Genomic DNA, 23,275 nt, shown 5'->3' on the forward strand with positions numbered 1-23,275 from the left:
TCATTCCGATGCTCAAACAACTCAGACCCGCGATCATCATGATCGTTTTCTTCACGGTCCTGACCGGCCTGATCTATCCCCTGGGGATGACCGGCATCGCCCAGGCGCTGTTCCCGCGCCAGGCCAATGGCAGCCTGATCGAGAAGGATGGCAAGGTCATCGGCTCCGAACTGATCGGCCAGGCCTTCGCCAGCGACAAATATTTCCATGGCCGGCCTTCAGCGGCCGGCAATGGCTACGACGCAACGGCCTCCGGAGGCACCAATCTCGGCCCGACCAACCCCAAGCTGATCGAGCGCATCAAGGGCGATGCCGAGAAGCTGAAAGCGGAGAACCCGAATGCGCCGGTGCCGATGGACATGGTGACGACGTCCGGCAGCGGCCTCGATCCGCAGGTCAGCCCGGAGGCCGCCTATTTCCAGGTTCCGCGCGTCGCCAAGGCCAGGGGCATCGACGAGGCCAAGGTGAAGGCGCTTGTCGACGGCCAGGTCGAGAGCAGGGAACTCGGCTTCATGGGAGAGCCGGTGGTCAACGTGCTGGCCCTCAACCTGGCGCTGGACGCCGCTAAATAGGCGATGGCAAGGTCCGGGGATCGACAGCATCCCCGGACCTCTCCATGATCGATCCTGATGCCGGAAGACAGAAGCAACGAAAACAGACCTTCCCCCGACGCGCTGCTCGAGCATGCCGAGCGGGAGGGACGCGGCCGTCTGCGGATATTCCTCGGCGCGGCACCCGGTGTCGGAAAAACCTACGAAATGCTGATGTCGGGCCGTGCCAGGCTGGCCGACGGCATCGATGTGGTGATCGGCGTCGTCGAGACCCATGGCCGCAAGGAAACCCAGGCCCTGGTCGAGGGCTATGAAGTCATTGCGCGCCGCAAGGTCGACTACAAGGGGCGCTTCCTCGACGAGATGGATATCGACGCCATCCTCGCCCGGCGCCCGGCGCTGGTTCTCGTCGATGAACTCGCCCATACCAACGCGCCCGGCAGCCGCCACCCCAAGCGCTATCTCGACGTCCAGGAGATCCTGGCGCGCGGCATCGACGTCTACACGACGCTCAACATCCAGCATGTCGAAAGCCTGAACGACGTCGTCGCGCAGATCACCCGGGTCAGGGTGCGCGAGACGGTTCCCGATTCCATTATCGACCAGGCCGATGACGTCGAAATCATCGATCTTACGCCCGACGACCTGATCAAGCGGCTGGAAGAGGGAAAGGTCTATTTCCCCAACACCGCGCAGCGCGCCATCGAGAACTATTTCTCGTCAGGCAATCTGACGGCGCTGCGCGAACTGGCGCTGCGTCGCACCGCCCAGCGTGTCGACGAGCAACTGCTCAATCACATGCAGTCCCATGCCATCCAGGGTCCCTGGGCCGCGGGCGAGAGGGTGCTCGTCTGCGTCGACCCGCGCCCGGGAGGGGCTGCCCGCATCCGCTACGCACGCAGGCTGGCCGACCGGCTGCGTGCGCCATGGACGGCGCTGCATGTCGATACGCCTCGTTCGGCCGGCATGTCCGAGGAAGACAAGGACCGGCTCGCCACGCTCATGCGCCTTGCCGAGCAGCTCGGCGCCGAGGCGACGACCATTCCCGGCCAGAACGTCGCGCAAGACATCGTGCGCCACGCGACGGCGAACAACTTCACCCATATCGTGGTCGGCAGGCCGACCCGGTCGCGCTGGCGCGAATTGATCGAGGGTTCGCTCACCTACGACCTGATCCGCAATGCCGGCGACATCAGCGTGCATGTCATTTCGGGGACCGAACGGGATGCCGAGGCGACGTCGCGAAGGGTCAAGGCGGCGGCCGAGCAGAAGCAGTTCCAGATCTGGCCCTATCTGCTCGCCACGACCTATGTCGCCGGGTCATTGGCCCTCAGCGCTGTCCTCGACCAATTTCTCGACGTCCGCAATCTGGCCATCGTCTTCCTGCTGGGGGTTTTGACGTCGGCGGTGGCCGGCGGCCTTTGGCCGGCGCTCTATGCCTGCTTCCTCAGTGCCCTTGCCTTCAACTATTTCTTCCTCGAGCCGCGCTACACGCTGACCATCCGCGATCCCGAGAGCATCGTCGCGCTCGCCGTCTTCCTTGCCGTCGCGGTCATCGCCAGCAATCTCGCCGCGCGCATGCAGCGCCAGGCAGTTGCCGCCCGCTCGCGGGCACGGGCCACCGAGGACATCTACCTCTTCTCCAAGAAGCTCGCCGGAGCCGGCACGCTCGACGATGTGCTGTGGGCCACCGCCTTCCAGATCGCCTCGATGCTGAAGCTGCGCGTGGTGCTGCTTTTGCCCGAGAACGGCACCATCACCGTCAAGGCCGGCTATCCGCCCGACGACACGCTGGCCGAGGCCGACATCGCCGCCGCGCGCTGGGCCTGGGAACACAACCGTGCCGCGGGGCGCGGCGCCGACACGCTGCCCGGCGCCAAGCGTCTTTATCTGCCTTTGCGGACAGGCCGCACCGCGATCGGTGTCGTCGGCCTCGACAATGACAAGCAGGGTCCGCTGCTGACGCCCGAGCAACAGCGCCTGCTCGATGCGCTGGCCGACCAGGCCGCGGTGGCGATCGAACGCATCCAGCTCGTCGCCGATGTCGACCGCGCCAAGCTCGCGGCCGAAGCCGACCGGCTGCGCTCGGCCCTGCTGACCTCGATTTCGCATGATCTGAAAACGCCGCTCTCGGCAATCATGGGAGCGGCCGGTACGCTCAAGGAATTCGCGCCTGATCTACCCGAACAGGACCGGGCGGAGCTTCTATCGACGGTGATCGACGAATCGGAACGGCTGAACCGCTTCATCGCCAATCTGCTCGACATGACCAAGATCGAGTCCGGGGCGATGGAGCCGAACTATGCCCTGCATTATGTCGGCGATGTCGTCGGCACGGCGCTCAACCGCGCCCGCAAGATCACCAGCGGACACAAGATCGAGGTCGATATTCCGCCCGACCTGCCGATGCTGAAGCTCGATCCCGTGCTGTTCGAACAGGTTCTGTTCAACCTTCTCGACAATGCATCGAAATATTCGCCGCCCGGCTCGACGATCCGCGTGCAGGGATGGGCCGACAATGGATCCGTCATGGTGCAGATCATGGATGAGGGGCTGGGCATTCCGGCGCAGGACCTCGAACGCGTGTTCGACACTTTCTACCGGGTGCGCAAGGGCGATCAGGTCCGCGCCGGTACCGGGCTCGGCCTGTCGATCTGCCGCGGCTTTGTCGAATCGATGGGCGGCACGATCTCGGCCGCTAACCGGACCGACCGCCTCGGTGCCGCCTTCACCATCAGGATGCCGGTGCCGACAGAAGCGCCCGATATCGACAATCGCGGCGAAGAGACCAGCATGGATCAGCTTTGATGACAAATCTGAATGTCAGGATACTGGTCGTCGATGACGAGCCGCCGATCCGCAAGCTGCTTCGGGTCGGGCTCGGCAGCCAGGGCTACGCAATCAGCGAGGCGCCGAACGCCAAGGTGGCGATCGAGCTGATGGAACAGGAAAGGCCGGACCTAGTGCTGCTCGATCTCGGCCTGCCAGGAATGGGTGGCCATGAGTTGTTGCGCAAATGGCGTGACGAGGGTCTCGACATTCCCGTCGTCATCCTCTCCAGCCGCACCGACGAAGCCGGCATCGTCCAGGCTCTGGAACTCGGCGCCGACGACTATGTCACCAAGCCGTTCGGCATGAACGAGCTGGTAGCGCGCATCCGCGTGGCGCTACGGCACAAGTTCCAGCAGCAAGGCGAGAAGCCGGTCTTCCAGAGCGGCGACCTCAGCGTCGATCTGGTCAAACGCATCGTCAAGGTCGAGGGCAAGGAGATAAAGCTGTCGCCGAAGGAATACGACATACTGCGCATTCTGGTGCAGCATGCCGGCAAGGTGCTGACCCACCATTTCATCCTGAAACAGATCTGGGGCGATACGACCGACGTGCAGTATCTCAGGGTCTATGTGCGGCAGCTCAGGCAAAAGATCGAGAAGACGCCCGACCAGCCGCGCTACATCACCACCGAGACCGGTGTCGGCTACCGGCTGCGCGTCGAGTGAACGGGTCCTCTTGATGGAGTCAGCCTAAGGCTCCGAGCGGCCGGTTTGGCGCCGCTGAGGCCCGCAAGGCTGCCAGACAGCCGAGCATGCCAAGCGGCACAAAGGCAAGGAACAGCCAGCTCGCGACATTGGCCGCCGCGTCGTGGTTCAGGCCTTGCGAAAAGCCGCTGGCATTGGCGACGATACCGGCGAGCGCCGCGCCCACGGCATATCCGATACGCTGCATGGTCGGCACCGCCGCCGAGGCGATGGTCTGCTCGTCGTCAGGGGCGGAGGCGACGATGACGCGGGTCAGGAACGGCCAGGCAATGCCGAAGCCGCCGCCCTGCAACAGGGCGCAGACCAGGATCAGCGGGATCGAGCCCAGCGGTATCGTATAGGCGAAGCCGGCAATGCCCGCCGCGATCATCAGCGCGCCGCAGACGATGATCAGCCGTTCGCGTCGCGGCGGCGCGTTGGCGACGAGGATCGACAGGATCGACCAGGCGATCGATTCGGCGGCGATGACGTAGCCGGTGGTCAGCAGCGGAATGTCATGCAGGCTGGTCAAAAGCAACGGTCCATAGACGCCGAAGGAACAGGTGGCGACGGAAAAGGCGGCGACCATGGTCATGCCGGCGCCGACCGGCGTGCGCCACGAGAACAGCCGCGACGGGAACAGCCGCGAGCGAGGCTTCCTTGCGTCGATGGCAAAAAACAGCGCCAGGCCGGCGAGGCCAAGCACGATCAGCAGCGAGGAGCGCAGCACGGCGATGTCGACGCCGGCCGAGGCGATCAGCACCACGGCGACGGCAAGGCAGCCAAGGGCGGCGAACGGGAAGGGCGGCACCTTGCCCCCGCTTGTGCTGGGTCGCGTCGCCTCCGGCGTGTCGAGCACAAGGAAGCTGGCCAGCGCCATGGCGGTGCCGCCCAGAGTGAAGACGCCAAACGCCCAGCGCCACGACAGCAATTCGGTCATGATCGCGCCCAGCAAAGGGCCGCTGAATGCCGCGACGCCCCAGATCGCCGACATGATACCGAAAAGCTGCGGCCAGATGGCGCGTGAAAACAGCCGCTCGACCGAGACGAAGGCCAGTGACACCAGCGCGCCGCCGCCAAGACCCTCGATCAGGCGACCGGCCAGGAACAGTTGCATGGAAGGCGAGGTGGCGCAGATCAGCGCCCCGGCGGCATAGAGCAGGGCGGCGACCACCATATTGGTGCGCAGCGCCACATAGCTCACCAGCCGTCCGGCGGCGGCACCGGCGACGATGGCGCCGAGCTCGTAGATCGCCAGCGACCAGCCGACGAGCTGCACCCCGGCAAGTTCGCCGACCATGGCCGGCATGACGGTCGCCACCATCGTCTCATTGGTGGCGTGCAGCAGGATGCCAAGGCTGATGAAACAGAAGCGCGCCAGGTCGCCGCTCGCCCACAATGCGCGCCAGTCGACCCTGTTTGTGCTGATGTCGGTCATGTCCACCCCATGTCTTGCATATCGCGATGCCTGCGCATGGCGCCAGAAGCCAGCAAGGCTTTCCGGCAGGACCATGCGCGGCGGGCGCTCTTCAGTGGGCTGGCTTGTAGGACCTCAACCGCGGTTGAGCTCAAGCGGTTTGTCTCAGTGGACCATCGCAACGTTCGAGATTGGCCGAAACCTTCCCAACTTCGTCATCCTCGGGTCTTCGCGACGCCGCTACGCGGCTGCTCCGCCCGTGGATGACGAAGCCTCGGATGCGCCTCTTCATTTCACCGGTGAGGTGCACCAGTCAGTTCTCGGTGCTGCGCAGCTGGAACTGGCTGACGCCGATGGCGAGATTGATGCCGGTCTGCGTCTGCAGGCTGAGCGGCTGGAGGGTGAAGGCCTGCGAGGAGCCGCCGACCAGAAGATTGGCGCCGGCGCCGACCGCCGCGGTCACCTCGGCGCTGGCCCCGATATAGTCGCCGGCCAGCGCGCCGGGCGCGTAGATGTTCTTCAGCGGCGTCAACACCAGCCATTGCATCACCGCCTGCTTCGTCGTGCCGATGTCGACGCCGTATTTGTTGACGGCGCCGAAATAGGCTTCCGGCGCGAAGCTCTTGTCGGTCGGCGTGAAGGTGCAGCTCAGATCCTTGCTCGAGCCGAAGATAAAGCCGGTGCCGCCCGATATTGCGCATTCAAGAGTGCCGAGTTCGATGCCCCGGCCCTGTGCTTGCGCCTGCGTCGCGCCAAGCAGGGTTGCAATCACGGCAGCGGCGATGGCTGTTCTCGGCATATTCTTCCCCCCAAAATCAAACGGCGCGAAACCATCCTATCTGGTTCCGCGCCGCAGGGTGAGGGGTCGTGGAGCGCGTGGCTCCATCCACTTACTTGAGCGAGTGGATCAGCTCCAGCGAGGTCACGGCGACGGCGAGATTGACACCGGTCTGTGCCTGGACGCTGAGCGGCTCCAGCATGAAGGCGCTGTCGAAGCCACCGACCAGCAGGTTGGCGCCGCCGCCGGTGACGACGCTCGCCTCGGCGTTGACGCCATAGTAGTTGCCGGCGAGATCGCCTGCATCCCGGTCGCGGGTCGCGGCGAAAACCGCCCAGATCAGCTGGCCCTGATGCGTCTGGCCGAGATCGACGCCAAGCTTGGAGATGACGCCGGTGTAGATCTCCGACGGCCCGTGATGGTAGGGACGGAAGACGCAGGACACGCCCTTGTTTGAGCCGACGACGAAGGATGTGCCGCCGTCGATGGTGCAGTCGAGCGTGCCGAGCTGCAGCTTGCCGGCGCTGGCCGGAGCGGCTGCGAACACCGTCGTGGCGAGCGCCGCGGCGCAGGCGAGTTTCTTGATCATGGGAGCGTCCTTTCGTAATTGCCATTGAACAACGGCTTCAATGGCCAGACCGTTCCGCCGAAAACTTGGCGCGAACAAGGCAAGCGTCGACGGCTTGTCGCGGGGGTTAACGCGGGTTGTCGGATTGGCGGCGATCTTCAGCGCCGCGTGTCCTTTTGGACACGCAAACAAGCTGCAATGGTCAGCCGGATCTGCTGAAGCCGATATCAGCTGGCGCCGGCGCCGACACGCGACAAGCCGTCCTTGGCGGGCTGGTAGCTGGGGTTGAGGCGCACGGCTTCGCGATAGGATTTCGCGGCCTTCGCCTTGTCGCCGCGCCGCTCGTAGATCAGCGCCTGGTTGGCCCAGGCCTCGGCGTTTTGGCCGTCGAGCTTGATGGCCATGTTGAAGTCGGAGAAGGCGTTGTCCTCGTCGCCCGTGGCCAGGTAGGAGAGGCCACGACCGTTGTAGGGTTCGGCGGCATCCGGCGCCAGCGAGATGGCGGTCGAGAAGTCCTCGATGGCGAACTTGTGCTGGCCCTGGCTCTGATAGATCAGGCCGCGATTGTGGTAGGCGCGCGCATCCGTGGTGTCGAGCTGGATCGCCTTCTGGAAGTCGTTGAAGGCATTCTGGGTGCGGCCTGCCTTGCGGTAGAGATTGCCGCGGCCGATATAGGCGGCGTCATAATTGCCGTTGATCTGGATCGAGCGGTTGTAGTCGGCGAGAGCGGCTTCCTGGTTGCCGAGGAAGCGCTGGATGAGCGCGCGGTTCGAATAGGCCTGGAAGAAGTTCGGATTGAGCTGGATGGCCTGGTTGAAGTCCTTGAGCGCCGCCTGGTACTGGCCGCCGCGGCCATAGGCCGAGCCGCGCACATTGTAGCCCTCGGGATCCTGGGGATTGCGCTGGATGACCGCCGACAGCGAGGAGATGTTCTCGCTCGAGCCTTGTGCCTTGTCGATGTTGTTGAACTCGCCGGTCGGACCCGACGTCTGGCAGCCGGCAAGCACCAGTCCGGAAAGCAGGGCCGCTGTCAGGGCGAAACCACGCAATGCGGTTCCGCGCTCCACGCTCGTTGCGTTCATGTCTGCCCTGTCCTCACTTCAAGCCGCGCCGTTCAGGCCCGGATCCCCCCTCCGGGCCGGGTCACATCAAATAAAAAGGTGGCGGCGATTCCGCATCGCGCCACCTTGGTATCCTTCGAAAAGGACGAAATATTGGCGATAATCAGCGCGGCGGACGCGCTGCACCGGCAGCACCGCCAGCAGGCACCGGACGCGGCGTCATCGGCAGCAGGCCTTCGCGCTGGGCGCGCTTGCGGGCCAGCTTGCGGGCGCGGCGCACGGCCTCGGCCTTTTCGCGGGCGCGCTTCTCGGACGGCTTCTCGTAGTGACCGCGCATCTTCATTTCGCGGAAAATGCCTTCGCGCTGCATCTTCTTCTTGAGCGCGCGAAGCGCCTGATCAACGTTATTGTCGCGGACGAGTACCTGCACGGGCAATCCTGTCTTTCGGGTTTGATATCATCAGGCAAGCAGCCATAGCCACTAGCCTCCGCAGCGGTCGACACCACGAATTGTGGCGGCTGATAGCAGAATCAGGCCGCGCTGTCCACAGTCGAAATGAAGGACGGCGGCCAAATTGCCACGGTCGCCCCGAGATAGGGCGCCAACTAGGCCGTGGCCAGGTGCAGCCGCTCGAAATCCTCGAAGAACTCGCCGTAGTCGCAGGTGATCTCTTCGCCCGCCGCGATATCGCGGGTCGCTGTCGCGCCGCCATATTGCGAAAAGTCGGTGTTCGGCGTCGCCGAATGGTTCATGAAGCGGCCATTGTCGACTTCATAGACCATGAAGCCAGGCCGATCCGGGCTCGGATAGGCATAGCGGTCGAGCAATTCCTTCAGAGGCCGCGGCGCCGCCTCGTATTTGTCCATCGGGATCAGCCGGTCGAAATCCAGATCGAGGCGCCAGATCGAGGCGCCTTTCCGGATCGGCTCGGCGGCGAACATGCCGACGCCCTCGATCGCGCTCGCGGCCACATAGGTTCGGATCAGCATCATGGTTTCGGGACCCGTTTCGACAGGAAACGGAATCGCCAAATCGCGGGGAAAAAGCAAGACCGGCTGCCTGCGTCAAAGCGGCAAACCGGCCTGTTCGCGGCAAAAAACCTTCACGTCCGGTTGATCGAGACGCCACCATCGGCAGACTTTGCACCTGTAGACGAGGGTAGGGTTCTTTGTTGACCTGCTGACCAGTGCCGCGTTATGAACAGCCATCCAAACTTTGAGGGTGGACGAGCCACCCGTTCCAATGACCCCCCAAGACATAGTGAGCAAGTTTTTGGCCCCCGGCTTCGAGGGTGACAGCGAGTTGACGTTTGCTCTTCAATCGGAATTTGACAAAGGCTTTCCGCTTGAAAATCTTCGGTCGCTGCTGACGTCCGGCAACCTTTACACGCAGGGCGCTGCAGCTTTTTTGGTGGCTGAAGCCAATTCCAAAATAAGTTACAAAATGAATTGTGTCGTCGCGGAGATCGCCGATCTGCTCGACAGTGAATCTTCGGGTATCCGGTTCGACGCAATCGAGGCGCTTCTGGGATGTACGACGCCGGCCGACGGCACGGCTCTCGGTCGCCTCATGCTGCGCCTCGATGACGAACATGCCGGCGTTCGGTGGAAGGTCGTCCAGTTCATCTGCCTTGCGCAACGCTGGCAGCTAAGGCTTGCGGTGGAAAATGCCGCTGTCCTGCGCCCGGACTTGGCTTTCAAGGCGCTGATCAGTGCTTATGGTCACTACGTCAGTCCTGGTTCCAATGAACTGCCACGGCTACTGGCGCATCCGGATGCCCTGTTGCGGCGTTTTGCAGCGGCAGTGGCTATCAGGCCGCGCGAGGTGATTGTCGAGCGCTTCGTGGCCATGGTGGAGCAGTCGGACGATGAAGAGCTTCGTAAAATCGCCGCCGATTGCCGCCAAGGCTATTTGCGGCCGACCTATGCGATGGGTCCGTCCATCGTGAAGCGTGTCTCGTCTGAACCGTCAAAAGGTGAAGCCCAAAACAGCGGGTGTTGATGGCACGGCGCAAAACGGCAAGCGCCGTCGCAAACAGCGCAAGGGTGGCAGCGCTGTTTCGCTAGTGATACACCTCGCGGGCCGGGGCCGAGTGAACGCCCTGCCGCCATATGCCATGCCTCTTTGGCGCGAGGGTTGCGACGTTGAAAAAATATTCGGTATTCGCCATCGCCCGCGAGGCCATGCGCGGCCACAAGGGATGGGAGGAACAGTGGTCCTCGCCGGAGCCCAAGAAGGAATATGACGTCATCATCGTCGGCGCCGGCGGCCACGGCTTGGCCACCGCCTATTATCTCGCCACCGTACACGGCATCACCAATGTCGCGGTGCTGGAAAAGGGCTGGCTCGGCGGCGGCAACACCGGCCGCAACACCACCATCATTCGTTCCAACTATCTCTATGACGAGAGCGCCGGCATCTATGACCATGCGCTGAAGCTGTGGGACGGGCTGTCCCAGGAGCTCAATTACAACGTCATGTATTCGGCGCGCGGCGTCATGATGCTCGCCCACAATGTGCACGACATCCAGGTGTTGAAGCGCCACGTCCACGCCAACCGGCTGAACGGCATCGACAATGAATGGCTGTCGCCGGAGCAGGCCAAGGAATTCTGCCCGCCGCTGAACATCTCCAGGGATGCCCGTTATCCGGTCGTGGGTGCTGCCCTGCAGCGGCGCGGCGGCACGGCACGCCATGATGCGGTGGCCTGGGGCTATGCGCGCGGTGCTTCGGCGCGCGGCGTCCACATCATCCAGAATTGCGAGGTCACCGGGGTCAAACGGGCGGCCAATGGCGCGGTCGTGGGCGTCGACACGACGCGCGGCTTCATCGGCGCCAAGAAGGTCGGTGTCGTCGCCGCCGGCCATTCCTCGGTCATCATGAACATGGCCGGCGTGCGCATGCCGCTGGAAAGCTATCCGCTGCAGGCGCTGGTGTCGGAGCCGGTCAAGCCGGTGGTGCCTTGCGTGGTGATGTCGAACACGGTGCACGCCTATATCTCGCAGTCCGACAAGGGCGAGCTGGTGATCGGCGCCGGCACCGACCAGTATGTCTCCTATTCGCAGACCGGCGGCCTGCACATCTTGCAGCACACGCTCGACGCCATCTGCGAGATGTTCCCGATCTTCACGCGCATGAAGATGCTGCGCTCCTGGGGCGGCATCGTCGATGTCACGCCCGACCGCTCGCCGATCCTGGCCAAGACGCCGGTGCCCGGCCTCTACGTCAATTGCGGTTGGGGTACGGGTGGCTTCAAGGCGACGCCGGGTTCGGGCCATGTCTTTGCCCACACCATCGCCAAGGACGATCCGCACCCGATCAACGCGCCCTTCACCATCGAGCGCTTCCGTACCGGCCGCCTCATCGACGAGGCGGCGGCGGCGGCGGTCGCGCATTGATCATGGCCTGCCGACTACTTGGCCACAGCGAATTTTAGGGAACAAGAAAATGCTTCTCATCCGCTGCCCCTATTGCGAGGAAGAGCGCCCGGAGCTCGAATTCCGCAACGCCGGCGAGGCGCATATTGCGCGCTCGGCCAACATGGCGGGCGAGAGCGATGATGATTTCGAGAAGTTCTTCTTCATCCGTTCGAACCCCAAGGGCATCATCTATGAGCGGTGGCGCCACATGCATGGCTGCGCGCGCTTCTTCAACGCGGTGCGCGACACCGTCACCGATAAGTTCGTCATGACCTACAAGGCCGGCGAACCCAAACCCGCCAAGCTGCCGGGAGCATCCAAATGAGCGGCGCGTTCCGCATCCCGAGAGCCGGTCGCCTCAGCCAGGCCAAGACCGCGCGATTCTCGTTCGACGGCCAGTCCTATACCGGAATCGAGGGCGATACGCTGGCGTCCGCGCTGCTTGCCAATGGCGTGCATCTGGTCGGCCGCTCGTTCAAGTACCACCGTCCGCGCGGCTTCCTGTCGGCCGGCGCGGAAGAACCCAATGCGCTGGTGCAGATCGTGCGCGACGACGCACGCAAGACGCCGAATGTGCGGGCGACCGTGCAGGAACTCTATGACGGGCTCGCCGCCAACTCGCAGAACCGCTGGCCGTCGCTGGCCTTCGACGTCGGTGCAGTCAACGACCTGGCGTCACCGCTATTTTCGGCCGGCTTCTACTACAAGACCTTCATGTGGCCGAAGGCGGCCTGGAAGAGCCTTTACGAGCCCAAGATTCGCGAAGCCGCCGGCCTTGGCGTTTCGCCCGACAAGCCCGATCCCGACCATTATTCCTCGCGCTACGCGCATTGCGACGTGCTGGTGCTGGGCGGCGGTGCCGCCGGCATCGCGGCGGCGTTGGCGGCGGCCGAGACCGGCGTGCGTGTCATCCTGGCAGACGAGCAGGCCGAGTTCGGCGGCAGCCTGCGTTTCGAGACGGGGGCGAGGATCGACGGCCAGGACGGTTTTGCCTGGGCTAAAGGTGCGATCGCCAGGCTGAGCGCGATGGACAATGTCCGCGTGCTTTCGCGCACAACGGCGTTTGGCTATTACGCGCAGAATTTCGTCGGCCTGGTCGAGCGCGTCAGCGATCACCTGAAAGCGCCCGGCCATGACTTGCCGCGCGAGCGGCTGTGGCAGGTGCGCGCCAAGCGTGTCGTGCTGGCCTCGGGCGCAATCGAGCGCCACATGGTGTTCGCCAACAATGACCGGCCGGGAATCATGCTGGCGGGCGCGGCGCGCACCTTCCTCAACCAGTATGGCGTGGCGGTCGGCAGGAATGTTGGCGTCTACACTGCCAATGATTCCGCTTACGCCGCGGCGATCGACCTGAAGAAGGCCGGCGTCAACGTGGCGGCGATCGTCGATCTGCGCGACAACCCGACCGGACCGGTGATCGACGAGGCGCGGGCGCTCGGCATCGAGATCAATTTCGGCCGCGCGGTGATCCGCGCCGGCGGCAAATTGCGGGTGTCGTCGATGACCGTGCAGCCGAAGAATGGCGGCGGCGAGCGCACCATTGCCGTCGACGCGATCCTGATGTCGGCGGGCTGGACGCCGTCGGTACATCTGTTCTCGCAGTCGCGCGGCAAGGTCGCCTTCAACGACGAGACCAAGCGCTTCGTGCCGGGCACCTATGCGCAAGACTGCGTCTCGGTCGGCGCCTGCAACGGCACCGACGGACTGTCGGCAACGGTGGACGAAGCCTATGCGGCCGGCGCCAAGGCGGCCAAGGACGCCAATGCCAGGGATTATGGGGCGAAAACCGCCAAGGGCGCCAAGCCCAAGGTCGATGCCTCGGAGAGCTGGTCGCGCGGCATGCTGGGCGCGGCGCCCGGCGCCGGGCCGGACACCACGGTGAAGGCGTTCGTCGACTTTCAGAACGACGTCACCGCCAAGGACATCCGCCAGGCGGTGCATGAAGGCATGCGCTCGATCGAGCACGTCAAGCGCTTCACCACCAACGGCATGGCCACGGACCAGGGCAAGACCTCCAACATGCACGGTCTGGCGATCGCCGCGGAGACGCTGGGCAAGCCGATCCCCGAAGTCGGCCTGACCACCTTCCGTGCGCCCTATACGCCTGTCACCTTCGGTGCGATCGTCAGCCATGCACGCGGGCCGCTGTTCGATCCGACGCGCAAGACGGCGACGCATCCGTGGGCCGAAGCGCAAGGTGCTGTGTTCGAGGATGTCGGGCAGTGGAAGCGCGCCTGGTATTTCCCGAAGACCGGCGAAGACATGCATTCGGCGGTCGACCGCGAATGCGTTGCCGTGCGCACCACGGCCGGCCTGTTCGATGCCTCGACGCTCGGCAAGATCGAAGTGGTTGGGCCGGATGCGGCGAAGTTCATGGAACTGCTCTACACCAATCCATGGGAGAAGCTGGAACCGGGCCGTTGCCGATACGGCATCATGCTGCGCGAGGACGGCTTCATCTATGATGACGGCGTCGTCGGCAGGCTGGCGCCGGATCGTTTCCATGTGACGACGACGACCGGCGGCGCGCCGCGCGTCATGAACCATATGGAGGACTATCTCCAGACCGAGTTCCCGCATCTCAATGTCTGGCTGACCTCGATCACCGAGCAGTGGGCGGTCATCGCGGTGCAAGGCCCCAAGTCGCGGGACATCATCGCACCGCTGGTCGAAGGCATCGACATGTCGGATGAGGCGCTGCCGCATATGTCGGTGCGTGAAGGCAAGATCTGCGGCGTGCCGACAAGGCTGTTCCGCATGTCGTTCACCGGCGAGCGCGGCTTCGAGGTCAACGTGCCGGCCGATTACGGCCAGGCCGTGTGGGAAGCGCTGTGGGCCGAAGGCCAAAAGCATGGTGCCACGGCCTACGGCACCGAAGCCATGCACGTGCTGCGCGCCGAAAAGGGCTACATCATCGTCGGCCAGGATACGGACGGCACGGTGACGCCGAACGATGCCGGGCTCGACTGGGCGGTCGGCAAAAAGAAGGCCGACTTCGTCGGTATCAGAGGCATGGCGCGGCTGGATCTGGTCGCCAAGGGCCGCAAGCAACTGGTTGGTCTGAAGACCAAGGACCCCAAGGTGGTGCTGGAAGAGGGCGCGCAGATCGTCGAGGATCCCAAACAAGCGATCCCGATGAAGATGATCGGCCATGTCACCTCGAGCTACTGGTCGCAGAATTGCGGCCGCTCGATCGCGCTGGCACTGGTTGCCGGCGGCCGCGATCGGGTGGGCGATACGCTTTATGTGCCGATGCCGAACGGGGTGATCGAAGTGGAGGTTACCGGCATGGTGTTCTTCGACGAGACGGGAGGGCGCCTCAATGGCTAAGGCCGCTGCAAAGAAAACGGCTCCGGTCGCATCGCCTTCGGTCGAGCGCCGCCCTGCATTGGCCGGGCGCAGCACGTCCGCGACAGGCGTCAAGGTCGAAGTGCTGCCGCCGGCCGAACGCATCTCGCTGCGCGCGCCGGAGGCTTCGGCCGCGGCGCTTTCGAAGGCGCTCGGCGTGCCCTTGCCGAAAAAGCCCAAGACCTCGGCATCGAAGGCAGGCCGCACCGCACTGTGGCTTGGCCCCGACGAATGGTTGGTCATCGACGAGGCCGGCAACGACCCACTCGCCGATTGCGCAAAGGTTTCCGCGTTGCATTCGGCAGTCGGCATCTCGCATCGCAACATCGCGATCTCCGTCGCTGGTCCGGCGGCCGAAGCCGCGATCAATTCGGGCTGCCCGCAGGATCTTTCGCTCGAAGCCTTCCCGGTGGGAGCGGCCTCGCGCACCATCCTCGGCAAGGCCGAGATCGTGCTGTTGCGCACGGCCGCCGACGCATTCCGGGTCGAGTGCTGGCGTTCTTTCTCGGACTATGTCTTTACTTTCCTGTCCGAAGGGGCACGCGACGCGGCCGGCTGATCCCGGAACGTTTGCCGCCAGCGCCCGTTGTGCGGAAACAGGTCGAGGGAGAACTGCCGATGCCGTCGAAGTCCGCGCCGAAATCGCCGGTGAAAAAGACGCCGGCCGTTCGTTCGCTTGAACATGAGCGGCTTCACGAGGTCAACGCCGAAGAGGAACTCGAGGAAGGCCTCGAGGACACGTTCCCGGCCAGTGACCCGGTGTCCATTATCAGTTCGGCGATCCCCGGCGCGCCGGCCAAGCCGGGCAAGGCCAAGACCGTCCCCGGACGGAAGAGCCGCAAGCCCTGATTTTCCGCAATTTTGGTCGAGAGGCATCTTCCCAAGCCATTGCCAGTTGAGATATTCAAAGCGCTTTGGAGAGGAAAAATGCCGATAAAAGCTGTCGTCTGGGGCGAGAACGTCCATGAGCAGACCAATGCCGCCGTGCGCGACCTCTATCCGTTGACCATGCATGGCACCATCGCCGCGGCGCTCAACCAGGACAAGCGCATCGAGGCGACCACCGCCACCTTGCAGGAACCAGAGCACGGCCTGAGCGAGAAGCGCCTGGCGGCCACCGACGTGCTGATATGGTGGGGCCATGCGGCGCATGGCGAGGTCAAGGACGAGGTCGTCGAACGCGTGCAAAAGCGGGTCTGGGAAGGCATGGGGTTGATCGTGCTGCATTCCGGCCACTACTCGAAGATCTTCAAACGGCTGATGGGCACGCCCTGTTCGCTGAAGTGGCGCGAGGCAGGCGAGCGCGAGCGGGTCTGGGCGATCAACCGCAGCCACCCGATCGCGCAAGGCATCGGCGAATGCCTGGAGATCGGCGAGACGGAAATGTATGGCGAGCCGTTCGCGGTGCCGGAGCCGCTGGAGACGGTGTTCGTCTCCTGGTACGAGGGCGGCGAGGTGTTCCGGTCGGGACTGACCTACCAGCGTGGCGCCGGCCGCATCTTCTATTTCTCACCCGGCCACGAGACCTATCCGATCTACCACAATGAGGGCGTGCAGCAGGTGCTGCGCAATGCGGTGCACTGGGCGCACAACCCGGCACCCGCATGGTCCGGCATCACCAACGCGCCGAACGTGCCGACGGACAAGGCCAAGGAGAAGATCGTCCAGAAGGGCCTGCGCCTGCATGCCGACGGCGACAAGGGCCTGAGTTGATGGGCGGCTTGAGTTAATGAGGGATCTGATCTGATGCATCGACTGCTCTTGCTAGGCACCGGCTGGATCGCCGGACATCATATCGAGGAGTTCGCAAAGGTTCCTGGCTGCAGCATTGTCGCCTGTGTCGATCAACTGCCTGGCCGCGCGGCGGCGTTTGCCGCCGCCAACCAGATCGGCGTTTCTTTCGAGAGCCTTGAAGCGGCGATCGCCTGGGGCAATTTCGACGCCGCCATCAATGCGACACCGGACGGTGTGCACAAGGCAACGACGCTGGCGCTGCTTGCGGCGGGAAAGCACGTGTTCTGCGAAAAGCCGCTGGCGCCGAACCATGCCGACGCGCTCGATATGGTGCGAGCCGCCGAGGCGGCTGGCGTCGTCAACATGGTCAATCTCACCTACCGCAATTCACCGGCGATCCAGGAAGCGCGGCGTCTGGTGTTGGCCGGCGCGATCGGCGAATTGCGCCATGTCGAGGCGAGCTACAAGCAGAGCTGGCTGGTCAGCAAATCCTGGGGTGACTGGCGGGTCGAGGACAAATGGCTGTGGCGCCTGTCCACCCGGCACGGTTCGACGGGGGTTCTGGGCGATGTCGGCATCCACATCTTGGACTTCGCCACCTATGGCGCGGCTCAGGATATCGTCAGTCTGCACGCCGATCTGGTGACGTTTCCGAAGGCCGAGGGCGACCAGATCGGGGACTATGTGCTGGACGCCAATGACAGCGTTGCGATGACGGCGCGGCTAAGGTCCGGCGCGCTGGCAACGATCATGGCGAGCCGCTACACGACCGGCCACGGCAATGACCTGTCACTGGCCCTGCACGGCACAAAAGGAGCGCTCAAGGTCGAGACCGACGGCAAGGCAGCGCGGCTGTCGGCGTGCATGGGCGAGGATGTCGATGTCCAGCTCTGGCGAGAGCTGGCACTGCCGGAGGTAAAGCGCAACGCCCGGCGTTTTGCCGACGCGCTGGATAGCGGACAGAACGGCGATCCGTCCTTCCGGCGCGCCGCCGACATGCAGAAGCTGATCGACGCCGCCTTCGAGAGTTCAGCGGCCAAGCTGCCGGTCTCGATCGGCTGATCTACTCTGCTGGCCGGCTTGTGCCGGCCATAAGCGATTTCTTGCAATTGTCAGAACGCGCTCGGCATGATCCACGGGTTGACGCTGATGCCGAGTCGCGGGCCCTTGGCTTCAGCAGTGTTTTCCGTGCTGTTCTTCTTCGCGACCGAGCCGGTCGAGGCGCAATCGAGCTTCACATTGGTCTTGGTGTCGACGCAGGTCGTGGCTGCCGGGTGCTTTACCGGATGAGTGGTGTTGGCGGCAAAGGCCGAGCCGGAAAGGGCCAGAACGGCGGCGAGGGTGAGGAGGGTCTTTTTCATTGTCGGTCTCCGTTTCGACGGCTGAATTCTTTTCGTACATGTACGATGTTTCGTACAGATACGACCGCCAATCGCGAAGTTCAAGTTAGAATCGTACGCGTACGATAAACTTTCTGTTAACCAAGAATTTGCCCCGGTCTGGCTGGGCTCCCGTCTGGCTGGGCCCCCGGTCTGGCTGGGCAAAGTGGCGAGAAAGTATGGAAAAGAAGGAGATGTCGTTCAGCCGTTGACCGGTGTTTCGGTCAGCGGGGGCACGTTCTGCGTGCTAAGCGCGGCCATTTGGAAATCGCACATCCGCTTCACGAAGGCATACGGGTCGCCGAAGGGATAGAAAGGGAAGGTGATCAGCAGCGAGATCGTGCCGTGGCCCACCGCCCACAGCATGGTGGCGATGGCGCGCGGGTCGCCCTGCAGCTTGCCAGCGGCGACACAGGCTTCGACCCTGGTGATCAGCGCCTTCATCGCCGGGTTGGCCTCGTGCATCTCTTGAAAACTCCGGCCTTCCGGGGGCCTGGTCTTTTCGGTCATGAAGACAGTGCGATATTCATTGGGATTGCCGAGCCCGAACGCGGCGTATTCGGTCATCACCGCCCGCAAGGCTTCGATCGGATCATCTGACGAGTGCTCCTCGATGCGGCGGGCCAGCGTCTCGAAGGCGTCTTCGGCCAATGCGAAAAGGATGTCCTGCTTGTCGGCGAAATAGGAATAGACCGACATCGGCGCGTAGCCGACCCGCTTGGCCAGTTTGCGGATCGTCAGGCCTTCATAGCCTTCTTCCTGGACAAGCTTATGAGCGGCCTCGACCAGCTCGGAGCGCAGTTCGGCCTTCTGTTTTTCGCGGCGTTTCTGGACGCTCGGCGGCAAATCCGTGCCTTTCGGTGGTGTCTGGGTTGGTTGGTGTCTGGCTAAATTATATACGCTGTACGGAAACGGACAAGGGCACGGGAAGTTCCCAAGCGGAACGGGGTCAGATCGCGCCGACGCCGCCGTCGACGGCCAGCGCATGACCGGTCATGAAGGAGTTGGCCGGGTCGGCGGCGAACAGGATGGCGGTGACGACTTCTTCCACTTCGGCAACCCGCTTCATCGGCACGCCTCGCGTCAGTTCAGCCAGCGCCTCGGCCTCCGGCGCGCCGGAGACGCGCACGAAGCTGTCCACCATCGCCGTTCGGGTGTGGGCCGGGCAGATGGCGTTGATGCGCAGGCCCTTGCTGGCATATTCGACCGCCGCCGAGCGAGTCAGGCCAACGACGCCGTGCTTGGCGGCGGCATAGACCGACAGCTTCGGCGCGCCGGACAGGCCGGCGGCCGAAGCGATGTTGACGATGGCGCCGCCTTTGCCGGATGTCTTGAACTGCCGCTCCATCTGCGGGATTTGGTGCTTCATGGCATAGAAGACGCCGAGCAGGTCGATCTCCAGCACACGGCGCGCCTCGTCGGAGGGGACCTGCGGCAGACGCACAAAGCTCTGGACAATGCCAGCATTGTTGACGGCGATATCCAGCCTGCCGAATTTTTCGATCGCCAGCCCGACCAGATCCTCGGACAGTTTCTCGTCGGCTACGTTGCCGGCCAGGATCGCCGTTTCGGACGGCAACATGCCGGCAAGGTCGGCGAGCGCCTTTTCGTCGATGTCCGACAGCACCAGCCGCGCGCCTTCGGAGGCGAAGCCTTTCGCAGCACTGCTGCCGAGGCCGCCGGCGGCTCCGGTGATCAGCACTGTTGCTCCATCAAAGCGGCCCATCATGTCCCCCCATCATGCCTGTCTGTCGATCAGTCTGGCTGCGAGGTGCGAAAGCAGCTTCACCGCCTCGCCATAGGTTCTGGCCTTTTCGGGATTGGAGGCGTTGCCGTCCAGCGCGCGCTTGTAGACACCCTGGCAGATCGCCGCCAGGCGAAAGAAGGAGAAGGCGAGGAAGAACGTCCAGTTGCCGATGCCGGTGAGCCCGCGCCGCCGGCAATAGGCGGCGACATAGTCTTCCTCGGAAGGCAGGCCGAGCGCGGCACGGTCGACGCCGCCGAGGCCGCGAAAGCCCGAAGCATGCGGCAGCCGCCATTGCATGCACTGATAGGCGATGTCGGCAAAGGGGTGGCCTGAGGTCGACAACTCCCAGTCGAGCACCGCGATGACCCGTGGCCGGTCCGGTGCGAAGATCAGATTGTCCAGCCGGTAGTCGCCATGGACAAGCGATATCAGGCCGTCGTCCGCGGGCATGTGCATTTCCAGCCATGCGATCAGTTGGTCCATGTCGGCAATGCCGCCGGTTTCCGAAGCCCGGTACTGGCTGGTCCAGCGCGCCAGCTGCCGCTCGAAATAATTGCCCGGCCGGCCGAAATCCGAGAGGCCCACGGCGTCGACGTCGACATCGTGCAGGGCCGCGAGCGTGGCGTTCATGGCGTCGTAGATCGCGGCGCGCTCGCCATTGTCGCGGGCTTCTGGCAGCGCCGGATCCCAGAAAATGCGGCCGTCGAGGAAATCCATGACATAGAACATGCGGCCGATCGGCGACTCTTCCGCCGACAGATGCAGCATTTCGGGCACCGGCACGGCGGTGGCGGCAAGCGCTTTCATCACGCGGAATTCGCGGTCCACCTGATGCGCCGATTTCAGCAATTGCCCGGGCGGCTTGGCACGCAGCACGTAGCGGCCGCTGGCCGCCGTCAGGAGATAGGTCGGGTTCGACTGGCCGGATTTGAATTTTTCGATTGAAGCGAGCCCGGAAAAGCCCGGGATTTCCGCCTCGAGGTAAGGCGCGAGCGCTGCCTGGTCGAGCGCGTTCGGGTCGTTCATGCGGTCTCGGGCTGGCGTTCGATCAGCGTCAGCGTCAGCCAGCGGGCGGTCAGCGCCGGTTTCTTCGAACCCTCGATCTCGATCGTCACGTCGTGCGCCGTCTGCACCCAGCCCGACGGCCTGACCTTGACGTCGGCCAGCACGAAACGGGTGCGGATGCGCGCACCGGTCTTCACCGGCGCCAGGAAGCGCAGCGAATCGAAGCCGTGGTTGACGCCCATCTTGCCGTTTTCCAGCGGCGGCATGGTCTCGAAGGTCATTGCCGACAGCAGCGACAGCGACAGGAAGCCATGCGCGATGGTGCCGCCGAACGGCGTCTCGCGCTTGGCCCGCTCGGGGTCGCAGTGAATGAACTGGTGGTCGTCGGTGGCGTCGGCGAACTGGTCGATCATGCGCTGCGTCACCACCCGCCACGGCGAGACACCAACCTCCTTGCCGACACTGGCCAGAAGCACATCGAGACTGATCGGTTCCACGCTCATGTCCTCCAGTTCACCTCCGACTTCTACGGCCGGAAAATGTCATTCTTGAATAAGGTCAGTCCTTGAACAAGGTCAAACCATGCTGCACCGACTGCCCGCCGTCGATCGGCAGGATGGCGCCGGTGACATAGCTGCCCGCACGGCTGCACAAATAGAGCGTTGCGCCGGCAATGTCATCCGCTGCGCCGATGCGGCCGATCGGAACATGGCTGCCGACATGCCTGGCCTGCTCATCCGTGCCGGTGGCAAAGGCCGTCATCCGGCTTTGGAAGGGGCCGGGGGCAAAAGCGTTGACGGTGATGCGGCGAGCGGCGAATTCGAGCGCGAGCGTGCGTGTCAGATGATGCACCGCAGCCTTGGACGCGGTGTAGGAATAGGCGTCGTCGGCCAGCGGCTGCGTGCCCATCACCGAACCCAGATTGATCACGCGGGCCGGATCGGCGTCGCTGGCGGCCGCCTCGAGCAGCGGCAGTAATTCGCGCGTCAGGTGGAAGACAGCGGTGACATTGACACCGAACACCTTGGCCCATGCCGAATAGGGAAAGCTCTCGAGCGGCGCACCCCAGGAAACACCGGCATTGTTGATCAAAATATCGAGTCTATCGGTCCGCGCCTTGACCTCGGCGACGAGCGCGGCGATGCCAGCCTCGCTGGAGACGTCGCCGGCAAAGCCCTCGGCGCGGCCTGGCGCGCCCAGCCCGTTCACTTCGGCGGCGACCTTGATGCAGTCCTCGCCCTTGCGCGACGAGATCATTACGCTGGCGCCGGCCCTGACCAGGGCGGTTGCCGCCATGCGGCCGATGCCGGTCGCGGCGCCCGTAACCAGCGCGGTCTTCCCGGCCACCGAAAACAGCTCGTCCAGATAGGCCATTCCAATCCTCCGCGCCTCGCCTGGGCAAAGAGTTCGCGTTGACAAGGCTATCCGAAGTACAGTCATCCTTGCCACTGACAAAATGCCAGGCCTGCATGAAGGGTTAGCGACCGATGACGGAGATGAATCTCGGCATGACCGAGCGGCTGAAGCCGATCCACGCGCGTGTCGCATCCATGGTGCGCGACGAAATCATGCCGCTCGACAAGGAGTTTTTGGGTGAGGTGGGCAAGGAAGGCGACCGCTGGGTCTATACGGCGCGCCAGAGCGAGATCCTCGAAGGGCTGAAGAAGTCGGCACGGGAGCGTGGCCTGTGGAACTTCTGGCTGACCGGCTCGGAACGCGGTTACGGCCTCTCAACCGTCGAATACGCTTATCTCGCCGAGGAAATGGGCAAGGCACATCTTGGCGCCGAGACCTTCAACTGCTCCGCGCCCGACACCGGCAATATGGAGGTGCTGGAGCGCTATGGCTCGGCCGACCACAAGAAAACATGGCTCGAACCGCTTCTGGATGGGAAAATCCGCTCGGCCTATCTGATGACCGAGCCGGATGTCGCGTCATCCGACGCCACCAACATTGCGATGCGCTGCGAGCGGCAAGGCGACTGCTATGTCCTCAACGGCGAAAAATGGTGGGCGTCGGGCGCCGGCGACCCGCGCTGCGCCATCTACATCGTCATGGTGCGGACGGGGGGCGACGCAGAACCGCAGCACCGCCGCCATTCGATGATCCTGGTCCCTGCCGACACCAAGGGAGTGACCAAGGTGCGGGCCATGCAGGTCTATGGCGACGATGACGCGCCGCATGGCCACATGCACCTTCGCTTCGACAATGTCCGGGTCCCGGCCTCGAACATGATCCTCGGCGAGGGCAGGGGATTCGAGATCGCGCAAGGGCGGCTCGGGCCCGGCCGCATCCATCACTGCATGCGCGCCATAGGCCAGGCCGAGATGGCGCTGGAACTGCTGTGCCAGCGTTCGGTGCGCCGCGAGGCCTTCGGCCAACCCCTGGCCAAACTCGGGGCCAATTTCGACATCATCGCCGAATGCCGCATGGAGATCGAGATGGCGCGGCTGCTCTGCCTCAAGGCGGCGTGGATGATCGACCAGGGCGACGCGCGTGCCGCTGCCCCCTGGATCAGCCAGATCAAGGTCATCGCACCACGCGTCGCCCTCAAGGTCACCGACGAGGCGGTGCAGATGTTCGGCGCGCAAGGCATCAGCCAGGACACGCCGCTGGCGCGCTCGTGGACACATCTGAGGACATTGCGCCTTGCCGACGGGCCTGACGCCGTGCATCGCCGGCAGGTGGCGCGGACGGAGCTGAGGAAATACACGCAGGAGAAGGTCTGAGCGGCAGCCCGGTCCGCCGCGCT

24 protein-coding genes are annotated in these 23,275 nt (G+C 64.0%); 12 read left to right on the forward strand and 12 right to left on the reverse strand.

Features of this window, described 5'->3' with window-relative positions; genetic code table 11:
- Positions 1–8: 8 nt before the first annotated feature.
- From kdpC to A3AU_RS0133190, 3 genes are read left to right on the forward strand one after another with little or no spacing between them, the layout of a single operon-like run.
- Positions 9–572, forward strand: a complete 564-nt coding sequence (kdpC, locus tag A3AU_RS0133180; RefSeq protein WP_027056680.1) for a potassium-transporting ATPase subunit KdpC — start codon at positions 9–11, stop codon at positions 570–572.
- 57 nt (positions 573–629) lie between these two features.
- A complete protein-coding gene (locus tag A3AU_RS0133185; RefSeq protein ID WP_032918613.1) occupies positions 630–3,359 on the forward strand; it encodes a sensor histidine kinase in 2,730 nt (909 codons plus the stop codon).
- Complete coding sequence (locus A3AU_RS0133190) at positions 3,359–4,048, forward strand: response regulator transcription factor (protein ID WP_027056682.1); 690 nt, start codon at positions 3,359–3,361, stop codon at positions 4,046–4,048. The genes A3AU_RS0133185 and A3AU_RS0133190 overlap by 1 nt, the downstream gene beginning before the upstream one ends.
- Positions 4,049–4,067: 19 nt before the next feature.
- Here A3AU_RS0133190 and A3AU_RS0133195 read toward each other — a convergent pair whose 3' ends face one another.
- From A3AU_RS0133195 to A3AU_RS0133220, 6 genes are all read right to left on the reverse strand, one after another.
- Entirely contained in the window at positions 4,068–5,504 is a 1,437-nt protein-coding gene (locus tag A3AU_RS0133195) for an MFS transporter (protein WP_027056683.1), read from the reverse strand.
- Positions 5,505–5,796: 292 nt separating this feature from the next.
- Positions 5,797–6,282 (reverse strand): DUF992 domain-containing protein, encoded by a 486-nt coding sequence (locus A3AU_RS0133200; protein ID WP_027056684.1) that lies wholly within the window; start codon positions 6,280–6,282, stop codon positions 5,797–5,799.
- A 91-nt stretch (positions 6,283–6,373) separates the two neighbouring features.
- A complete protein-coding gene (locus tag A3AU_RS0133205) occupies positions 6,374–6,850 on the reverse strand; it encodes a DUF992 domain-containing protein (protein ID WP_027056685.1) in 477 nt (158 codons plus the stop codon).
- A gap of 206 nt (positions 6,851–7,056) precedes the next feature.
- Positions 7,057–7,911, reverse strand: coding sequence for a tetratricopeptide repeat protein (locus A3AU_RS0133210; RefSeq protein WP_027056686.1), 855 nt, complete (start codon positions 7,909–7,911; stop codon positions 7,057–7,059).
- A gap of 142 nt (positions 7,912–8,053) precedes the next feature.
- Entirely contained in the window at positions 8,054–8,320 is a 267-nt protein-coding gene (rpsU, locus tag A3AU_RS0133215; RefSeq protein WP_027056687.1) for a 30S ribosomal protein S21, read from the reverse strand.
- A 176-nt stretch (positions 8,321–8,496) separates the two neighbouring features.
- Complete coding sequence (locus A3AU_RS0133220) at positions 8,497–8,883, reverse strand: SET domain-containing protein (RefSeq protein WP_027056688.1); 387 nt, start codon at positions 8,881–8,883, stop codon at positions 8,497–8,499.
- Positions 8,884–9,133: 250 nt separating this feature from the next.
- On the opposite strand from A3AU_RS0133220, the gene A3AU_RS0133225 reads away from it, so the two are divergent.
- From A3AU_RS0133225 to A3AU_RS0133260, 8 genes are all read left to right on the forward strand, one after another.
- Positions 9,134–9,892 carry a hypothetical protein gene (locus A3AU_RS0133225; protein WP_027056689.1) on the forward strand — a complete coding sequence of 253 codons (759 nt, stop codon included), beginning with the start codon at positions 9,134–9,136 and terminating at the stop codon, positions 9,890–9,892.
- A 143-nt stretch (positions 9,893–10,035) separates the two neighbouring features.
- Complete coding sequence (locus tag A3AU_RS0133230) at positions 10,036–11,289, forward strand: sarcosine oxidase subunit beta (RefSeq protein WP_027056690.1); 1,254 nt, start codon at positions 10,036–10,038, stop codon at positions 11,287–11,289.
- A 49-nt stretch (positions 11,290–11,338) separates the two neighbouring features.
- Positions 11,339–11,635, forward strand: a complete 297-nt coding sequence (locus tag A3AU_RS0133235) for a sarcosine oxidase subunit delta (protein ID WP_027056691.1) — start codon at positions 11,339–11,341, stop codon at positions 11,633–11,635.
- Complete coding sequence (locus tag A3AU_RS0133240) at positions 11,632–14,640, forward strand: sarcosine oxidase subunit alpha (RefSeq protein ID WP_027056692.1); 3,009 nt, start codon at positions 11,632–11,634, stop codon at positions 14,638–14,640. Before A3AU_RS0133235 ends, A3AU_RS0133240 begins: the two co-directional genes overlap by 4 nt.
- A complete protein-coding gene (locus A3AU_RS0133245; RefSeq protein WP_027056693.1) occupies positions 14,633–15,217 on the forward strand; it encodes a sarcosine oxidase subunit gamma in 585 nt (194 codons plus the stop codon). The genes A3AU_RS0133240 and A3AU_RS0133245 overlap by 8 nt, the downstream gene beginning before the upstream one ends.
- Before the next feature lie 59 nt (positions 15,218–15,276).
- Positions 15,277–15,507: a hypothetical protein gene (locus tag A3AU_RS0133250; RefSeq protein WP_027056694.1), complete on the forward strand. Its 231-nt coding sequence runs from the start codon at positions 15,277–15,279 to the stop codon at positions 15,505–15,507.
- Positions 15,508–15,585: 78 nt separating this feature from the next.
- Complete coding sequence (locus A3AU_RS0133255; protein ID WP_027056695.1) at positions 15,586–16,371, forward strand: ThuA domain-containing protein; 786 nt, start codon at positions 15,586–15,588, stop codon at positions 16,369–16,371.
- Between the two features lie 33 nt (positions 16,372–16,404).
- A complete protein-coding gene (locus A3AU_RS0133260; RefSeq protein ID WP_027056696.1) occupies positions 16,405–17,454 on the forward strand; it encodes a Gfo/Idh/MocA family protein in 1,050 nt (349 codons plus the stop codon).
- Between the two features lie 50 nt (positions 17,455–17,504).
- Here the strand turns inward: A3AU_RS0133260 and A3AU_RS0133265 are convergent, their stop codons facing one another.
- From A3AU_RS0133265 to A3AU_RS0133290, 6 genes are all read right to left on the reverse strand, one after another.
- Entirely contained in the window at positions 17,505–17,753 is a 249-nt protein-coding gene (locus A3AU_RS0133265) for a DUF680 domain-containing protein (RefSeq protein ID WP_027056697.1), read from the reverse strand.
- 219 nt (positions 17,754–17,972) lie between these two features.
- Entirely contained in the window at positions 17,973–18,617 is a 645-nt protein-coding gene (locus A3AU_RS0133270; protein WP_027056698.1) for a TetR/AcrR family transcriptional regulator, read from the reverse strand.
- Positions 18,618–18,720: 103 nt separating this feature from the next.
- Positions 18,721–19,497, reverse strand: coding sequence for an SDR family NAD(P)-dependent oxidoreductase (locus tag A3AU_RS0133275; protein WP_027056699.1), 777 nt, complete (start codon positions 19,495–19,497; stop codon positions 18,721–18,723).
- Positions 19,498–19,509: 12 nt separating this feature from the next.
- Positions 19,510–20,544: a phosphotransferase gene (locus A3AU_RS0133280; protein ID WP_027056700.1), complete on the reverse strand. Its 1,035-nt coding sequence runs from the start codon at positions 20,542–20,544 to the stop codon at positions 19,510–19,512.
- Positions 20,541–21,026 (reverse strand): MaoC family dehydratase, encoded by a 486-nt coding sequence (locus A3AU_RS0133285; RefSeq protein ID WP_019861112.1) that lies wholly within the window; start codon positions 21,024–21,026, stop codon positions 20,541–20,543. The genes A3AU_RS0133280 and A3AU_RS0133285 overlap by 4 nt, the downstream gene beginning before the upstream one ends.
- Before the next feature lie 55 nt (positions 21,027–21,081).
- Complete coding sequence (locus A3AU_RS0133290; RefSeq protein WP_027056701.1) at positions 21,082–21,897, reverse strand: SDR family oxidoreductase; 816 nt, start codon at positions 21,895–21,897, stop codon at positions 21,082–21,084.
- A gap of 113 nt (positions 21,898–22,010) precedes the next feature.
- On the opposite strand from A3AU_RS0133290, the gene A3AU_RS0133295 reads away from it, so the two are divergent.
- Complete coding sequence (locus A3AU_RS0133295; protein WP_027056702.1) at positions 22,011–23,252, forward strand: acyl-CoA dehydrogenase family protein; 1,242 nt, start codon at positions 22,011–22,013, stop codon at positions 23,250–23,252.
- The last annotated feature ends 23 nt before the right edge of the window (positions 23,253–23,275 follow it).

The sequence above is a fragment of the Mesorhizobium erdmanii USDA 3471 genome, from assembly GCF_000472705.1.
Taxonomy (GTDB): domain Bacteria; phylum Pseudomonadota; class Alphaproteobacteria; order Rhizobiales; family Rhizobiaceae; genus Mesorhizobium; species Mesorhizobium erdmanii.

Bases quoted from the DNA above. Each gene is read 5' to 3' on its own strand.
- kdpC (WP_027056680.1), top strand. From the start codon at position 9: ATGCTCAAACAACTCAGACCCGCGATCATCATGATCGTTTTCTTCACG.
- A3AU_RS0133185 (WP_032918613.1), top strand. From the start codon at position 630: ATGCCGGAAGACAGAAGCAACGAAAACAGACCTTCCCCCGACGCGCTG.
- A3AU_RS0133190 (WP_027056682.1), top strand. From the start codon at position 3,359: ATGACAAATCTGAATGTCAGGATACTGGTCGTCGATGACGAGCCGCCG.
- A3AU_RS0133195 (WP_027056683.1), bottom strand. From the start codon at position 5,504: ATGACCGACATCAGCACAAACAGGGTCGACTGGCGCGCATTGTGGGCG.
- A3AU_RS0133200 (WP_027056684.1), bottom strand. From the start codon at position 6,282: ATGCCGAGAACAGCCATCGCCGCTGCCGTGATTGCAACCCTGCTTGGC.
- A3AU_RS0133205 (WP_027056685.1), bottom strand. From the start codon at position 6,850: ATGATCAAGAAACTCGCCTGCGCCGCGGCGCTCGCCACGACGGTGTTC.
- A3AU_RS0133210 (WP_027056686.1), bottom strand. From the start codon at position 7,911: ATGAACGCAACGAGCGTGGAGCGCGGAACCGCATTGCGTGGTTTCGCC.
- A3AU_RS0133220 (WP_027056688.1), bottom strand. From the start codon at position 8,883: ATGATGCTGATCCGAACCTATGTGGCCGCGAGCGCGATCGAGGGCGTC.
- A3AU_RS0133225 (WP_027056689.1), top strand. From the start codon at position 9,134: ATGACCCCCCAAGACATAGTGAGCAAGTTTTTGGCCCCCGGCTTCGAG.
- A3AU_RS0133235 (WP_027056691.1), top strand. From the start codon at position 11,339: ATGCTTCTCATCCGCTGCCCCTATTGCGAGGAAGAGCGCCCGGAGCTC.
- A3AU_RS0133240 (WP_027056692.1), top strand. From the start codon at position 11,632: ATGAGCGGCGCGTTCCGCATCCCGAGAGCCGGTCGCCTCAGCCAGGCC.
- A3AU_RS0133245 (WP_027056693.1), top strand. From the start codon at position 14,633: ATGGCTAAGGCCGCTGCAAAGAAAACGGCTCCGGTCGCATCGCCTTCG.
- A3AU_RS0133250 (WP_027056694.1), top strand. From the start codon at position 15,277: ATGCCGTCGAAGTCCGCGCCGAAATCGCCGGTGAAAAAGACGCCGGCC.
- A3AU_RS0133255 (WP_027056695.1), top strand. From the start codon at position 15,586: ATGCCGATAAAAGCTGTCGTCTGGGGCGAGAACGTCCATGAGCAGACC.
- A3AU_RS0133260 (WP_027056696.1), top strand. From the start codon at position 16,405: ATGCATCGACTGCTCTTGCTAGGCACCGGCTGGATCGCCGGACATCAT.
- A3AU_RS0133265 (WP_027056697.1), bottom strand. From the start codon at position 17,753: ATGAAAAAGACCCTCCTCACCCTCGCCGCCGTTCTGGCCCTTTCCGGC.
- A3AU_RS0133275 (WP_027056699.1), bottom strand. From the start codon at position 19,497: ATGGGCCGCTTTGATGGAGCAACAGTGCTGATCACCGGAGCCGCCGGC.
- A3AU_RS0133280 (WP_027056700.1), bottom strand. From the start codon at position 20,544: ATGAACGACCCGAACGCGCTCGACCAGGCAGCGCTCGCGCCTTACCTC.
- A3AU_RS0133285 (WP_019861112.1), bottom strand. From the start codon at position 21,026: ATGAGCGTGGAACCGATCAGTCTCGATGTGCTTCTGGCCAGTGTCGGC.
- A3AU_RS0133290 (WP_027056701.1), bottom strand. From the start codon at position 21,897: ATGGCCTATCTGGACGAGCTGTTTTCGGTGGCCGGGAAGACCGCGCTG.
- A3AU_RS0133295 (WP_027056702.1), top strand. From the start codon at position 22,011: ATGACGGAGATGAATCTCGGCATGACCGAGCGGCTGAAGCCGATCCAC.